The sequence below is a fragment of the Dactylosporangium salmoneum genome (genome assembly GCF_039532525.1).
GTDB classification, from domain to species: domain Bacteria; phylum Actinomycetota; class Actinomycetes; order Mycobacteriales; family Micromonosporaceae; genus Dactylosporangium; species Dactylosporangium salmoneum.
Genome location: NZ_BAAARV010000066.1, coordinates 39,951 through 54,291, shown reverse-complemented (window position 1 = coordinate 54,291; position 14,341 = coordinate 39,951). Strand labels below are relative to the sequence as shown.

Here is a 14,341-nt window from a genome sequence, read left to right as displayed (position 1 = left end):
ACGGTGTATGCAAGTCTGACTAGCAACCGGTGGATCTGTCCACGGCCACATTTCCCTCGTGTGGTGAACAACAGGGCATAGCCCGCCACCGGAACTTCATTTGGATCTGGCACTCTGGTTGGCCGTGCAGACCGAACGGTTGATGCCACGGATCATCGTCGGAGCGGCGATCATCTCCGAGGGCCGCGTTTTGGCGTGTGAGCGGGCGCAGCCGCCCGAAATGGCCGGTAAGTGGGAATTTCCCGGGGGCAAGGTCGACCCGGGGGAGACCGAGGAGCAGGCCCTGGTGCGGGAGTGCCAGGAGGAGCTCGGGGTCGACGTCGTCGTGGGGCCGAGGGTCGGCGACGACATCGAGATGCTCGGCGGCACCGCGCTGCTTCGGGTGTACGTCGCAACGCTGGCCAACGGGGCGCAGCCGATCGCCCTGGAGCACAGCGACCTGCGCTGGCTGGGCGTCGGGGAGCTCCACAGCGTGCCCTGGCTGCCGGCCGACGCGCCCATCGTGCACGCGCTGGAGCCATTGTTACCGTCTAGCCCGTGAACCTGACGTACTCCGAGGTCGGCGCGACCCGTGAGGGCCCCCTGCCGCCCGGCTACCGGCACGTGAGCCGGCGTGTCCGGCTGGGCTCCGGGCCCGAGGTGTTCCGTACCGCGGCCGAGGCGCTGGCCCACTGGCGGCCGCAGCGGGGCGCGGGGCTGCGCGTGCGCGCCGGCGCGGAGCGGGCGGGGCTCGGGGTCGAGTTCGCCTCCGGCATCGGGGCCGGGCCGCTGCGCCTGTGGGTGCCCTGCAAGATCGTGTGGGTGGTGGACGAGCCCGGCCGGTACGGCTACGGGTTCGGCACCCTGCCCGGGCACATCGCGCACGGCGAGGAGGCGTTCCTGCTCGCCACGGATGCCGAGGGCGACGTGTGGTTCGAGGTGCGGGCGTTCAGCCGCCCGGCGAAGTGGTGGACCAAGCTCGGCGGGCCGGTGACCCGGCTGGTGCAGTCGCGGGTCACCGACAGGTACGCCGAGGCGATGCGGGGCCTCTAGGAACTGGCCCCGCATCGGCCGGGAGCGTCGGGCTCAGTGCCCGTTCTTCGGGTGGTTGTAGCGCAGCTTCTCCGGCGGGAGCGGGAACTCCTGGTCGTCGCCGAAGGGCGAAGCCGCGGCCGGGCGGTCCAGGTAGAGCTCCGCGACGGTCAGCTTGCCGTCGGCGCCGAGGGCCGGCTCCTGCGGAACGGGGCCCTGCTGGTGCCAGTGCGAGCCGGTGTCCGAAGCCGCACCCGTCGGGCTCGAGGCGTGCGTCACGGCCGGCTCGTCCAGCTGGTCACGACGGAAAATCTTGCGGCCAAGCCAGGTCACCGGGTCGTACCTCCGATCGACAACGCGTTCCTTCATGGGAATGATCGCATTATCAGTGATCTTGATGTGTTCCGGGCACACTTCGGTGCAGCACTTGGTGATGTTGCAGTAGCCGAGGCCCTGCTCTGCCTGGGCCAGCTCCTTGCGGTCACCGCGCGCGTCGAGCGGGTGCATGTCCAGCTCGGCGGCCCGGATGAAGAACCGGGGGCCGGAGAAGGCCTTCTTGTTCTCCTCGTGGTCGCGGACCACGTGGCAGACGTTCTGGCACAGGTAGCACTCGATGCACTTGCGGAACTCCTGCGAGCGCTCGACGTCGACCTGCTGCATGCGGTACTCGCCGGGCTCCACGCCCTTCGGCGGCGCGAAGGCGGGCAGCTCCCGGGCCTTCTGGTAGTTGAAGTTCACGTTCGTGACCAGGTCCCGGATCACCGGGAAGGTGCGCAGCGGGGTGACGGTGACCGTCTCGCTGTCGCCGAACGTGGACATCCGGGTCATGCAGCCCAGCCGCGGCTTGCCGTTGATCTCCATCGAGCACGAGCCGCACTTGCCGGCCTTGCAGTTCCAGCGGACCGCGAGGTCGGGGGTCTGGGTGGCCTGGAGCCGGTGGATGACGTCGAGCACGACCTCGCCCTCGTTGACCTCCACCTGGAAGTCCTCGAGCGAGCCACCCGTGTCGTCGCCGCGCCAGACGCGGAAATGGCGCATGGTACCCATTACAGCTCCTCGTCCGTCATGTACTTGGCCAGCTCACTGCGCTCGAACAGGCCCTGGAGCTCGGGGCGCATGACCGGCAGCGGCTTGTGCTCCAGCCGGACGTCCTCCCCCTCGAGCGAGCAGACCAGGTTGACCTGGCGCCAGTTCGGGTCCATCTTCGGGAAGTCCTCGCGGGTGTGCCCGCCGCGCGACTCGGTGCGCTCCAGCGCCGCCTTGGCCGTGCACTCCGACACGACCAGCATGTTGCGTAGGTCGAGGGCCAGGTGCCAGCCCGGATTGTACCGCCGTCCGCCCGTCGCGCCGACCTTCTTGACCCGCTCCTTGAGCTCGGCCAGCCGGACCAGCGAGTCGCGCAGCTCGCCCTCGCGGCGGATGATGCCGACGAGGGTGCCCATGATGTCCTGCAGCTCGTGGTGCAGGGCGTACGGGTTCTCGCCGCCCTCGCCGCGCTGCAGCGGGGCCAGCGCCGTCTCCACGGCCGCGTCGACCGCTGCCGCTGAGGGCTTGCGCCGCCGCGTCTCGGTTGCGTGCGCCGCCGCGTGCTCGCCCGCCCGCTTGCCGAACACCAGCAGGTCGGACAGCGAGTTGCCGCCCAGCCGGTTGGAGCCGTGCATGCCGCCGGAGACCTCACCCGCCGCGAACAGCCCGGATACCGCGGCCGCCCCGGTGTCGGCGTCGACCTCGACCCCGCCCATCACGTAGTGGCAGGTCGGCCCGACCTCCATCGGCTGCTTGGTGATGTCGACGTCGGCCAGCTCCTTGAACTGGTGGTACATCGAGGGCAGCCGCTTGGTGATCTGCTCGGGCTTGAGCCGGGAGGCGATGTCGAGCAGCACGCCGCCGGCCTGGGTGCCGCGGCCGGCCTTGACCTCGCTGTTGATCGCCCGGGCCACCTCGTCACGGGGCAGCAGCTCCGGCGGGCGGCGGTTGTTGTCCGGGTCGGAGTACCAGCGGTCGGCCTCCTCCTCGGTCTCCGCGTACTGCTTGCGGAAGACGTCCGGCACGTAGTCGAACATGAACCGCTTGCCGTCGGTGTTGCGCAGGACGCCGCCGTCGCCGCGCACCGACTCGGTCACCAGGATGCCCTTGACCGACGGCGGCCAGACCATGCCGGTCGGGTGGAACTGGAGAAACTCCATGTTGATCAGGGTCGCGCCGCTTCGCAGCGCAAGAGCGTGACCATCGCCCGTGTACTCCCACGAGTTCGACGTCACCTTGTAGCTCTTGCCCACGCCGCCCGTGGCCAGCACGATCGCCGAGGTCTCGAACAGCACGAACTCGCCCGACTCGCGGTAGTAGCCGAACGCGCCGGCCACCGCGCCGTTCTCGATGAACAGCTCGGTGATCGTGCACTCCTGGAACACCCGGATCCGCGCCTCGTAGTCGCCGTGCGCGGCGTAGTCCTCCTGCTGCAGCGAGACGATCTTCTGCTGCAGCGTGCGGATCAGCTCCAGGCCCGTCCGGTCACCGACGTGGGCCAGCCGCGGGTACTCGTGGCCGCCGAAGTTGCGCTGGCTGATCTTGCCGTCCTTGGTGCGGTCGAACAGCGCGCCGTAGGTCTCCAGCTCCCAGATGCGGTCCGGGGCCTCCTTGGCGTGCAACTCGGCCATCCTGAAGTTGTTCAGGAACTTGCCGCCGCGCATCGTGTCGCGGAAGTGCACCTGCCAGTTGTCCTTGGCGTTGACGTTGCCCATCGCCGCGGCGGCGCCGCCCTCGGCCATGACCGTGTGCGCCTTGCCGAACAGCGACTTGGAGATGATGGCGGTCTTCTTGCCGGCGAGCCGCGCCTCGATGGCCGCCCGCAGCCCGGCGCCGCCCGCGCCGATCACCACGACGTCGTAGGTGTGTCGCTCGATGTTCGTCATCGGGGGGTCCTAATTCCAGATTCGGAGGTCGGTGATCCAGTTCGCCGACACGGCCATGATGTAGAAGTCGGTCAGGATGACCGTGAACAGCGAGGTCATGGCGAACGTGCCGTGCCGGGTGTTCAGCTTGGAGATCAGCGTCCACAGCTGGTACCGGACCGGGTGCTTCGAGAAGTGCTTGAGCCGTCCGCCCATGACGTGCCGGCAGGCGTGGCAGCTCGCCGTGTACCCGGCCAGCGCCAGCACGTTGACCACGATGATCAGCGACCCCAGGCCGATGCCGAAGTTCCCGTCGGCCCCCTTGAACGCGTGGAACGCGTCCCAGATGTTGATCAACAGGATGATCGACGCCACGTAGAAGAAGTACCGGTGCGAGTTCATGAAGACGAGCGGGAAGCGCGTCTCGCCGCTGTACTTCTTGTGGGGCTCCTGCACGGCGCACGCCTGCGGCGACAGCCAGAGCGAGCGGTACCCGCTCTTGCGGTAGTAGTAGCACGTCACCCGGAAGCCGGCGACGAACGGGAACGCCGCCAGGCCGAGCGGAAGCCACCGCGGGAACGCCCCGAACGGCGTGCCGAAGTGCGACGAACCCGGGACGCAGGAGTCGCTCAGACAGGGGGAGTAGAGCGGCGTCAGATAGCCGTGCTCGGGGACGAAGTACCACTTCGCCATGAAAATTCGAATCGTCGAATAGACGATGAAGAACAGCAGAATCACCGCGATGGACAACGGGGAAGTCCGCCACCCGTCCGTCCGCAATGTCTTGGCGCTGATCGCGGCGCGGCCCCCCGCGCCGGCAACTGACCGAGCCCTGGTCGGCGTGGTCGTCATGGTGAGTACTCCCTGGACGGGCTGGTGAAGAGTTCGCCGAGTGTACCGATCTATGGTCGGTGCACACGTTACGCCCGACCCAGCAGCGACGTGCGTTGGGAGTCTTGCGTGTGTCGACTCCGTTGTCGAAACGCCTCATTCGGCAAACTCACCCCCTCCCGGGGTCCCCTCCTTTCCCTATCATAGGTTTGGTTTGCCTTACCTTAGTTCGACTCTTGGTGTGCTCTCGGCCCTCCGGACCTTCGCGCCTTCGCGCCTTCGCGCCTTCGCGCCTTCGCGCCTTCGCGCCTTCGCGCCTTCGCGCCTTCGCGCCTTCGCGCCTTCGCGCCTTCGCGCCTTCGCGCCTTCGCGCCTTCGCGCCTTCGCGCCGGAGGTCAGCCCGACGCGCCGCCGGTGTAGTTCCACGACGCCAGCCGTACCGCCGGCGCCACGAACCCGGCCTCTGACCAGGGCCCCGGCTGCTCCACCGCCCGGGTGCCCAGCCCGAGCACCGCCCCCGGCCCGAACGCCTGCGCGTACGACTGCGTGAACCGGAAGTTCCGCACCGGCGTCGTGATGACTCCGTCCTCGATCAGCCACACCCCGTTGCGCGTCAGCCCCGTGACCACCAGTGTCCGCGGGTCCAGCACCCGCGTGTAGTGGTTGTCCGTCACCAGCAGCCCGCGCTCGACCCCGGCCACCAGCGCCGCCACCGACGAGTCGGCCGCCGGCCCGTCCACCTCCACCGGCGCCGGCCCCTCCGCCGGCAGCAGCCGCAGGCTCGACGCGATCGCGCCGAAGCTCGCCCCGCCCGGGATCGCGTGCCCGGTCGACCGCGCCCCGCTCCCGGCCCGGGCCGCCGTGCGCCGGTCGTGCACCAGCGCCGCGGAGACGCCCTTGTCCACCAAGACCACCCGCTGCCGCGGCGTGCCCTCGGCATCGAACGGCAGCGCCGTCGCGTCCGGCAGCGACGCGTCCTCCACCAGGGTCACCGACGGGTCGAACTGCGCCTCGCCCAACTGCAGGAAGGACTGGCGGTCGAGCACCATCTTGGCGTTGAACCCGTACATCGCCAGGAACTGCAGCACGTCCGCCACCGCCGCCGGCTCGAGCACCACCTCGTACTTCCCAGGCGGCAGCTCCACCGGGTCGGCCCCGGCCCGCGCCTTGGCCGCCGCCCGCGCGCCGAGCACCGTGCCGTCGATGTCGGCCAGCCGCACCGCCGCCAGCCGGGCCAGCCCGTCCGACGTCGCCGTGCGCGCGATGCCGTCCATCGCCGCGCTGCTGCGCGCCGCCGTCAGGTGCTGCCCGTCAGAGTTCGCGTAGGCGATCCGGGTCGAGGACGTCCGGCAGTACCCGGCGGTGTCCAGGCCGCCGGCCTGGTCCACGAAGGCCCGCACCCGCGCCGCCCGCTCATCCGGCGAGGCCGCCGCGGTCTCCTCGTCGAGGTTGCCGGAGAAGCCCAGCGGCGTCCGCGGCGTGAGTCCCGGCCACGTCGGGTCGGCCGGCGCGAGCCGCATCGCGTCGACCGTGCGCCGGACCAGCTCGTCCAGCGCGTCGAGCACCGTCGTCGACGTGGTGGCCGTGCGCCCGTCGGCGTGCAGCCGCAGCCGCACCGAGGTCGTCTCGTCGGCGACGTTCTGGTGGATGTACGAGTTGGCGAACCGGGTCAGCGCCAGTGCGTGCCGCTCCACCGCCACCTCGGCCTCGATCCCGGCCCCGACCATTTCGAGCACCCGCTGCGCCAGGTCGGTCTCGGTCGCCGCCATGCTGGTCATCCCCGCACCCCCACTCATCCCCGCACCCCCACTCGGACATTCTGGAACCGGGCCGCCGCGGCCGGGTGCCCGGTGTGCCCGATCTGGCCGGGCTGGCCCTTGCCGCAGTTCGGCGTGCCCCAGGACACGATCTCCGAGCTCAGCATGTCCATCGAGCCCCAGAAGCGCGGCCCGATCCCGGTGTACGTCGGGTTGCGCAGCATCCGCCCCAGCTTGCCGTTCTTGATCTCCCAGCCGATCTCGCACCCGAACTGGAAGTTGAGCCGCTTGTCGTCGATCGACCAGGACCGGTTGAGGTCCATCAGCACCCCGTCGTCGGTCGCCGCGATCATCTCCTCCAGCGTGTGCGGCCCCGGCCGCAGCCCGACGTTCGTCATCCGGACCATCGGCAGCCGCGCCCACCCGTCGGCCCGCACGCTGCCCGCGTAGTCCAGCCCCGCGACCGCGGCCGAGTCCCGCCCGGCCAGGGCCCCCACCCAGATCCCGTCGCGCACCGCATACCGCGGCGTCGCCGGCGTCCCCTCGTCGTCGTACCCGAACGACCCCAACGCCCCCGGTATCGTCGGATCGATCGTGATGTTCATCAGCTCCGACCCGTACCGCAGCTGGTTGATCTTGGCGAGGTCGAGCCACGACGTGCCCGCGAAGGCCGCCTCCCAGCCCAGAATCCGGTCCAGCTCGATCGCGTGCCCCACCGACTCGTGGATCTGCAGCGCCATCTGCTCGCTGCCCAGGATCAGCGTCGTCTCACCCGCCGGGCACTGCGGCGCCGACAACAGCGCCCGAGCCTCCTCCGCGATCCGCGCCGCGTGCGCCGGGATGTCGAGCTCGTCGACCAGCTCCCAGCCGCGCGTGCCGTACTGCCCGCGGTACGACGGATAGGACCTCCGCTGCGTCTCCCCGTCCCCGATGACCGTCGCCGAGATGCCCGCCCCCGCCTCGCGGATGTGCTGGTCGATGCGGTGCCCCTGCGACGACACGAACCACTTCTGGGTGTCCCAGATCTGGTACAGCCCCTCGGCGATGTCGGCCCCCGCCTTGTGCGCCTCCGCCGTCGCCCCGGTCAGCAGGTCACCCTTCACCGACAGCGCCACCCCGAGCGGGTCCACCTCGCAGGCGCTCGCCCACGAGTCCACCCGCGCCTCGACATCCACCAGGTCCAACGCCGGCCCCGGCACCGTGGAGGAGGCCCGCGCGATCGCCGCCGCCCGCTCACCCGCCCGCCGCGCTGCCTCGCCGCCGAGGTCCGGCACCGCGAAGAACCCCCAGCTGGACCCCACCAGCGCCCGCACACCGACGCCGGCGTCCTCGTCCTGCCGCAGGTCCTCGATCTCACCGTTGCGCGCCGTCATCGACTCGCTCCGCCGATGCATCACGCGGGCGTCCGCATACCGCGCCCCGGCCGCGAGAGCCGCCTCAACCGCGGCGGTCGCTACGTCGAATTGGGTCATGGTTGGACAGTACCGAGGGGGTATGACAGTTTGGGCGGACTCGACCCTACGCCGATGCCTCCGTTACCCGATCAGCTCGTTGATCTGCCCCGCGAGCACGATGTCTTTCTCTGTCACCCCACCCGCGGAGTGCGTCGACAGCCGGAAGGTCACCGTCCTCCACCGGATGTCGATGTCGGGGTGATGATCGGCCTGCTCGGCGACGTGTGCGACCTCGGCCACCAGCCTTATCCCGTCGAGGAACGTCGGCGCGGTCACCGAGCGCTCGATCCCTTGCGCGTCGCCGGACCAACCCGCGAGGCCGGCGAGGGCCGCAGAAACCTCATCGTTGCCGAGCACATCAACCATGGCCCCGAACCTACCCCCGCCGCCTCCGCCCACGGATGAGGATTTGCAGTACGGCGATGAAGACGACGACCACCGCGGCGGCGCTGATCGCCGCGATCACCCCCGCCGGGTTGCCGCCCCCAGCTTTCCCGGCCGAACTCGGCGCGGCCGAGGCTTGGGGGGAGGCGCTGGGTGAGGCGGGCGGGACGTCCGCGGTGAGTGCCTTGACGGGGTCGACGATCCCGAACCCGTAGACCGGATCCCGCCCAGGCTCACCCTTGTCCTGTGCGGTCGCGGTCAGGCGGTGGACGACCTCCGGCCCGCTCAGCTGGGGGTACTTGGCTCGGACGAGGGCGACGACGCCGGAAACGACGGCGGCCGCGTCGCTGGTGCCGCGGCCAGACTGAGCCTTCCCGTCGAGGTCGGTTGTGACCATGTCCACGCCGGGAGCGGTGAGGACCATTTCGGCGCCGGCCACAGAAACGGCTGCGCGTTCCCCTTGCTGATCGACCGCTCCGACCGCGATCACGCCAGGCATTCTCGCGGGGAAGGTGATCGATCCGTACGTCGGTTTGTTCCCGGCGGCGGCGACGACCACGACGTTGGCATCGATGGCCCGCTGGATCGCATCCTTGACTTCCTTGGCTTCGCTCGTGTCCAGCGAGATGTTGATGACCTTGGCGCCTTGGGCGACGGCGTAGTCGATGCCCTTGGCCAGATCCAGCGGATTGCCACCCACGTCCAGGGCCTTCGACACCTGGACGGGCAGGATGGTCGACTTCGGGGCGATACCGAGGACGCCGTTGTTGCCGCCCTTGCCGCGACCGGCGATCAGCCCGGCCATCGCTGTACCGTGTCCGACGATGTCGTACCTGCCGTCGCCGGTGTTTCCGCCGAAGTCCTTGCCCGGTATGACAGCAGAGGCCAACTCGGGCGACGTGGTATCGACCCCGGAATCCTCCACCGCTACAACGACGCCCTCGCCTTGGCTGATTTTGTGAGCGTCGGCAATATGGAGGAAGCGCAGGTGCCACTGCATGTCACGGATCGAGTCCGCGAATGCGGGTGCTGGGAATGCTGTCGCCGCAAGACATGCCGCCACGATGGCCAGCGCGAAACGCCGTAGGGTCAACGGTCGATCCCGATCACGCCAGGCGCGGCGTCGTTCCATGATGGCGCGGGGGGAGGTTCGAGCAACGGCGTCACGCCTTCCTCGACCTGCCATTGTTCGTTTGGGTCACGATCGCGGTCGGTGCGCCGCCGGGCATAAGCTTCGTAGCTGCGGTCACGCCAACCACCCGCCGGCGTGTGCTCATCCGGTTCCGTTGGCCCGGGTCGGCCGGAAACTCGGCGGTCAGTCCGGTGACGACCTTCCGATGTCGCTCCTGCCCGTCCAGGTTCGTGGCCAATTATCCCGGATCGGACCGTAGGTGCGCCGAATTGGCTGCCGGCTGTGGTCGGCCGTCCGAGTGGCTCACCGGCCAGTTGCCGGACCACTGGCGAAGGACCGGGCGACCTCTCGATGAGTCCGCCAGGGCGCAGAGCGCGCTGGCCTGACGGCGTCTCCGTGATCCATCCCGGTGCGAGAGGCAGAATCGGATTTGCTCCCGTTGGTAGCGGCCCTCCCGCTGAGATGGGCGGCATCGGGGGAACTGGCGGTGCGAGTACCGGTGGGCTCGCGACCGGTGTCGGAGTGCCGGTCAGAAACGGCCCAGGGTCGGCAGTGATCGGAGCGGTTCCGCCAGCCGTCCGGGCATCTGCCGGCGGTGGGTCGAAGACGGGCGAAGACAGGTATCCGCTGCCCTCCGGCCGACTGCGGCTTCCACCTGGATGTTGTGTGGTTGGAATCGCTGGCTTTGCACCATCCTGAAGACGGCCCATCTTCGGAATGGTCGTCGTGTCGTTGGTTGCTGCAGCCACCTTGTTGTCGGCGGCTTCCATGATCTTTCGAGCCTGTGCATCCAGGTGATCCTGATGCAGCCCGAGCACCGCACCCCCAAAGGAGTCCGGCAGACCCATGGTAGGAACCCAGCCGTCGGGCAGGCTGCCGAGCAGCGGGCTCAACGGTGTGCTCGTCTTGACGTAGGTCCTCAGTGCGGCTTTAGGGTCGTAGTATGACGCGTGAAGCGGCTCGAGCTGCCTTCTGGCGTCCATCAAAGCGCCGGTGACGGTGACATGCGTCTGCTGGACCTTGGCGGCGGCATCTCTCGCGAGCTGCATTGCCTCGACCGTTTCGTCGATCCTGGTCAGGAAAGCCTGGGCCGCTGCACTCTTGTCCGGATTCCAGGCGGCGGCAACCTGTTTGCGCAGCTCCGTCAGGTTTTCGATCTGTTTGCCGAGCAGCTGCTGCTTTTCGTTCCAGGCCTTTTCGTGGGTGGTGTTGTTGGTCGCGTTCTCGTCGGCCACCATCTGCCACATGCCCGGGACCGAATAGTTGCCGTACGTGCCGCTCATCGCGTCGCTCCGGGGTTGTGCAGCTCGCGGTTCTCGTTCATCCGGTCCCGCTGTTCGTCGGCCAAGGCCTGCTGGTAGGCCGCCTTCGCCGTTTCTTCGCCACGAGTCACCTCGGTCGAAGCGCCGCGTTGCAAAGCCTCGAGGAAGCTCACGGATTGGCTGTCGGCGTCGCGGTAGGTGGTGACGATCTCCTGGGCTACCTTGGCCAGGACGGCGGCATTGTGGGACAAGGTGTCCAGGAAGAGCATGGCTTCTTCCATGCGCTGCCAGTAGCTGTAGGCGGCCGACTGTACGACCGGGCTGGCGCTGTGGATGCCGAAGGCAGGATAGAACTGCAGTTGGTTCTTGATGCGCTCGCTGCCGGGAGCGATGTCCTTGTCCACCGAGGCCTGCAGCTTCGTGCTGAAGTCTTGCATGCCGGTGGCGTTGATCTCGATGCCCTTGCTGTCGGCCACGGTGCCTCCCCCGTCCGTGTGATGACATGTTCAAGGTAGCGGAGCGTCGCAGGAGGAGAAAGAACGATATGTCGATACGTGGGGTCGTGCGGGAGCTGCTCGTGCGGTGTGTGGACACGTGGGCGCCGGGCAATCTCCACACTCCGCACGGAGCGACGTTTCTCTACGCGTCCGGGCGGGGGATCGACGTGGCGGCGGCCGAGGCGGTGGTGCGGGCGTTCGCCGAGTTCGGGGATCGGCTGCGCGGGCGGCTCACGTTGTTGTTCGTGGCGCCCGGGAGCGAGGCGCTGGGCTCGCGGGTGGAGGGGCTGCGGCGGGAATTGCGCATGCCGCCGGAAATGGGCGTGCACGTCGTGGGCAATGGCAACGTCGGGGCGGTGTTGAAAGCGGCCGGGGCCGGGAGCGGGCCGGTGCTGGCGGTGATCGACGAGACCGTCGAGATGAGCTTTACCGCCGCCGTCGTACTCCTCACCGCCCCCGCCGGAGACTGGGCGACGCAGCGCGAGCGGTTGCGGCGGGCCGGGCTGGAGCTGACGGCCGGGGTTGAGCTGGTCGACGGGGAGGACGAGCTGCTCGTCGGGTTCGGCACGCGGTCGGGCAAGAGCCTCGAGGCGTTCAAGGCCGAGCTGTGGGCCCTCGACGAGTACGCCGGCGTGCGCTACCGCGACCCCAGCGACCCCGAGGGCCACCTCATGGACATCTCGCTCGAGCCCAATCCCGGTGCGCTGCGGCGGGAGATCCTGCAGCGGCTGCGCGGCGGGGCGATGACGGTCACCGAGCTCAAGCGCTTCGCGCTCACCGACACCGTGTACCGCGCCGTCGACGCGCAGAAGGTCGTCACCGCGCTGCTGCACGCGGGTTCGGTGACGCGCAGCCCCGAGGGTGGACGCCTCGGGGGCGACGTCGTCATCCGGATAGCGGCAGCGAACGGCGGATGAAGTCGAGCTCGATGCGCAGCAGCTTCTCGGCCAGGCCACCCGCGGCCATGTGGGTCGCGCCGGTCAGCGGGATCATCGAGTGCGGACGGCCGGCGCCCAGCAGGGCGGCCGACAGGCGCAGGGTGTGCGCGGCGACCACGTTGTCGTCGACCAGGCCGTGGACGAGGAGCATCGGGCGGACGTCGTCCGGGCGCACCGGCGGCTCGGCGGCCAGCTCGATCAGGGAGTTGTGGGCGTAGACGTCGGGCGCGTCGGCGGGCAGCCCCAGGTACCGCTCCGTGTACGCCGTGTCGTACAGGGTCCAGTCGGTCACCGGCGCGCCGACGACGGCGCAGTGGTACACGTCCGGGCGGCGCAGCACGGCCAGGGCCGACAACCAGCCGCCGAAGGACCAGCCGCGGATCCCGACCCGGTTGAGGTCGAGGTCGGGGTGCTTGCCGGCGAGGCCCTGCAGGGCGTCGACCTGGTCGCCCAGGATCACGTCGGAGAAGCGGCGATGGATGGCCTTGTCGAAGCTCGGGGCGATGCCCGGGGTGCCCCGGTTGTCGATGGAGACGACGGCGAAGCCCTGGTCGGCCCACCACTGCTTCTCCTGCCAGCGGGCGCGCGCGGCCACGACCTCCTGGTGGCCGGGGCCGCCGTAGATCGCGACCAGCACGGGCAGCTTGCGGCCGTCGACGTGGTTGCGCGGATAGACCACGCCGGTCGGCACGCGCCGGTCCGTCACCCGTTCGAGGGCCGGCCGCGGTGCGTAAGGGGGCGCGGCGGCGAGCGACGGGATGCCGCCGATCGTTTCGCCGTTATGGATGACGGTGTACGTCGACCCGCCCGCCTCCAGCGTCTGCGAGCCGATCACGAGCGTCCGGCCGGCCGCCTGGGCCTGGTGCCAGCCCGGCTCGGTGGTCAGCCGCGTCGCCCGCGGGCCGGAATGGCTGACCGGGATGCGGAAGACGTGCTGCTCGCTGGGTTCGCCCTCGCTGGCCTCGACCACCAGGTCGCCGTCGAGGCGCCCGGCCACTCTCCTGACGTACAGATTCGGCGGGGTGATGAGGCTGCCGTCGGCGAACAGGCAGCGGGCGTCGTAGCCGTCGTGGCCGAGCTCGCCACCGACCAGCACCCGGCCGTCGGCGAGGTGGGCCGGCGTGCCCGGGACCGGCTCGACCCAGCGCGGATCGGCGAGCTCGGCGTGGACCTGCGTCTCGCCGGTGCGCGGGTCGACGGCGATCACGAGGCCGTGCTGCTGCAGGCGGCGCAGCACCGCGAGCAGCGGGCCGTTCTGCTCGGACCAGGCGGCGGCGACCAGGTACGGATACGTCTCCCGGTCCCAGTGCACGTCGACCCAGCCGCCGTCGAGGTCGAGCACGTGCAGCGTGACCTTGGCGTTGGTCGCCCCGGCGTGTGGATAGGCGATCGTGGTCGGCGCCTGGTCGGGCTGCGACGGGTCCTGCAGGTGCCAGCGGGGCACGCGCGACTCGTCGACCCGGGCCGTGAGGATGCTGCGGCCGTCGGGCGACCACCAGTACCCCCGGAAGCGGTGGAACTCCTCGGCGCCGATGAACTCGGCGAGGCCCCAGGTCACGCCGTCCTCGCCGGCCAGCAGGCTGTCGGTGCCGTCGGCGTCGACGACGCGCAGGGTGCCGCCGGTGACGTAGGCGATGCGCCGGCCGGTCGGGTCGAGGCGGGGGTCGACGACCGGGCCGGACGTTTCCAGCTCGGTCACGTCGCCGGTGAGCAGGTCGGCCTTGAACAGCCGGCCACCCAGCGGGAAGGCGGCCAGCACGCCGGCCCCGTCGAGGGCGAACGAGCCGATGCCGCCGGCGGAGAGCCGCAGCCGCTCGCGCAGGGCCCGCTCGGCGGCCGGCAGATCCGGCTGGTCGCGCAGCAGCGTCGCGGGGTCGGCCAGGCAGCGCTCGGTGCGCGCGGCGACGTCGTAGACCCACAGTGCATCGCTGGGGTCCTCGGGACCCGACGAGCGTAGGAAGATCACCCGCGCCCCGTCCGGGCTCACCGTGACTGCGCGGGGCGCGCCGTAGGAGAAACGACGGGTTCGTGCGGCCAACTCCGGATAGTCCACCCCGGAATGTTGACTCGCGCCCGGCGGATTGTCATGTCTTTGCCCTTGAACGTCACTCGGGGTGTGCGGCCGGTTACGCACACCGTGGCGGTTGGAAGAACTGTCGGTGGTACGCCGTAGAGTTGCCCCCG

At 69.8% G+C, this 14,341-nt stretch carries 13 protein-coding genes; 3 read left to right on the top strand and 10 right to left on the bottom strand.

Annotated elements, in window-relative coordinates; genetic code table 11:
* The first annotated feature begins 142 nt into the window (after positions 1 to 142).
* Together ABD352_RS33560 and ABD352_RS33555 are read left to right on the top strand one after the other, a co-directional pair.
* Positions 143 to 541, top strand: coding sequence for a (deoxy)nucleoside triphosphate pyrophosphohydrolase (locus tag ABD352_RS33560; RefSeq protein ID WP_344616622.1), 399 nt, complete (start codon positions 143 to 145; stop codon positions 539 to 541).
* Positions 538 to 1,032, top strand: coding sequence for a DUF1990 domain-containing protein (locus tag ABD352_RS33555; RefSeq protein ID WP_344616543.1), 495 nt, complete (start codon positions 538 to 540; stop codon positions 1,030 to 1,032). Before ABD352_RS33560 ends, ABD352_RS33555 begins: the two co-directional genes overlap by 4 nt.
* 33 nt (positions 1,033 to 1,065) lie before the next feature.
* On the opposite strand, the gene ABD352_RS33550 is transcribed toward ABD352_RS33555, so the two are convergent.
* The 9 genes from ABD352_RS33550 to ABD352_RS33510 form a co-directional block, all read right to left on the bottom strand.
* Positions 1,066 to 2,058, bottom strand: coding sequence for a succinate dehydrogenase/fumarate reductase iron-sulfur subunit (locus ABD352_RS33550; RefSeq protein ID WP_344616542.1), 993 nt, complete (start codon positions 2,056 to 2,058; stop codon positions 1,066 to 1,068).
* Positions 2,058 to 3,923 (bottom strand): fumarate reductase/succinate dehydrogenase flavoprotein subunit, encoded by a 1,866-nt coding sequence (locus ABD352_RS33545; protein ID WP_344616541.1) that lies wholly within the window; start codon positions 3,921 to 3,923, stop codon positions 2,058 to 2,060. Before ABD352_RS33545 ends, ABD352_RS33550 begins: the two co-directional genes overlap by 1 nt.
* 9 nt (positions 3,924 to 3,932) lie before the next feature.
* Positions 3,933 to 4,754: a hypothetical protein gene (locus tag ABD352_RS33540; protein ID WP_344616540.1), complete on the bottom strand. Its 822-nt coding sequence runs from the start codon at positions 4,752 to 4,754 to the stop codon at positions 3,933 to 3,935.
* Positions 4,755 to 5,128: 374 nt separating this feature from the next.
* Entirely contained in the window at positions 5,129 to 6,511 is a 1,383-nt protein-coding gene (locus ABD352_RS33535; RefSeq protein WP_425553746.1) for a TldD/PmbA family protein, read from the bottom strand.
* Between the two features lie 14 nt (positions 6,512 to 6,525).
* Positions 6,526 to 7,962 carry a TldD/PmbA family protein gene (locus ABD352_RS33530; RefSeq protein ID WP_344616539.1) on the bottom strand — a complete coding sequence of 479 codons (1,437 nt, stop codon included), beginning with the start codon at positions 7,960 to 7,962 and terminating at the stop codon, positions 6,526 to 6,528.
* Between the two features lie 63 nt (positions 7,963 to 8,025).
* A complete protein-coding gene (locus ABD352_RS33525; RefSeq protein ID WP_344616538.1) occupies positions 8,026 to 8,310 on the bottom strand; it encodes a 4a-hydroxytetrahydrobiopterin dehydratase in 285 nt (94 codons plus the stop codon).
* Between the two features lie 10 nt (positions 8,311 to 8,320).
* Complete coding sequence (mycP, locus tag ABD352_RS33520; protein ID WP_344616537.1) at positions 8,321 to 9,328, bottom strand: type VII secretion-associated serine protease mycosin; 1,008 nt, start codon at positions 9,326 to 9,328, stop codon at positions 8,321 to 8,323.
* Positions 9,329 to 9,417: 89 nt separating this feature from the next.
* Positions 9,418 to 10,743, bottom strand: coding sequence for a hypothetical protein (locus ABD352_RS33515; protein ID WP_344616536.1), 1,326 nt, complete (start codon positions 10,741 to 10,743; stop codon positions 9,418 to 9,420).
* Positions 10,740 to 11,198: a hypothetical protein gene (locus ABD352_RS33510; RefSeq protein WP_344616535.1), complete on the bottom strand. Its 459-nt coding sequence runs from the start codon at positions 11,196 to 11,198 to the stop codon at positions 10,740 to 10,742. The genes ABD352_RS33515 and ABD352_RS33510 overlap by 4 nt, the downstream gene beginning before the upstream one ends.
* Positions 11,199 to 11,266: 68 nt before the next feature.
* On the opposite strand from ABD352_RS33510, the gene ABD352_RS33505 reads away from it, so the two are divergent.
* Positions 11,267 to 12,136, top strand: coding sequence for a hypothetical protein (locus ABD352_RS33505; RefSeq protein ID WP_344616534.1), 870 nt, complete (start codon positions 11,267 to 11,269; stop codon positions 12,134 to 12,136).
* On the opposite strand, the gene ABD352_RS33500 is transcribed toward ABD352_RS33505, so the two are convergent.
* Complete coding sequence (locus ABD352_RS33500; RefSeq protein ID WP_344616533.1) at positions 12,105 to 14,210, bottom strand: S9 family peptidase; 2,106 nt, start codon at positions 14,208 to 14,210, stop codon at positions 12,105 to 12,107. The genes ABD352_RS33505 and ABD352_RS33500 overlap by 32 nt on opposite strands.
* Positions 14,211 to 14,341 lie beyond the last annotated feature (131 nt).

Excerpts from the sequence above, each read along its gene's own strand:
- ABD352_RS33560 (WP_344616622.1), top strand. The coding sequence starts at position 143 with ATGCCACGGATCATCGTCGGAGCGGCGATCATCTCCGAGGGCCGCGTT.
- ABD352_RS33550 (WP_344616542.1), bottom strand. The coding sequence starts at position 2,058 with ATGGGTACCATGCGCCATTTCCGCGTCTGGCGCGGCGACGACACGGGT.
- ABD352_RS33545 (WP_344616541.1), bottom strand. The coding sequence starts at position 3,923 with ATGACGAACATCGAGCGACACACCTACGACGTCGTGGTGATCGGCGCG.
- ABD352_RS33540 (WP_344616540.1), bottom strand. The coding sequence starts at position 4,754 with ATGACGACCACGCCGACCAGGGCTCGGTCAGTTGCCGGCGCGGGGGGC.
- ABD352_RS33535 (WP_425553746.1), bottom strand. The coding sequence starts at position 6,511 with ATGACCAGCATGGCGGCGACCGAGACCGACCTGGCGCAGCGGGTGCTC.
- ABD352_RS33530 (WP_344616539.1), bottom strand. The coding sequence starts at position 7,962 with ATGACCCAATTCGACGTAGCGACCGCCGCGGTTGAGGCGGCTCTCGCG.
- ABD352_RS33525 (WP_344616538.1), bottom strand. The coding sequence starts at position 8,310 with ATGGTTGATGTGCTCGGCAACGATGAGGTTTCTGCGGCCCTCGCCGGC.
- mycP (WP_344616537.1), bottom strand. The coding sequence starts at position 9,328 with ATGCAGTGGCACCTGCGCTTCCTCCATATTGCCGACGCTCACAAAATC.
- ABD352_RS33515 (WP_344616536.1), bottom strand. The coding sequence starts at position 10,743 with ATGAGCGGCACGTACGGCAACTATTCGGTCCCGGGCATGTGGCAGATG.
- ABD352_RS33505 (WP_344616534.1), top strand. The coding sequence starts at position 11,267 with ATGTCGATACGTGGGGTCGTGCGGGAGCTGCTCGTGCGGTGTGTGGAC.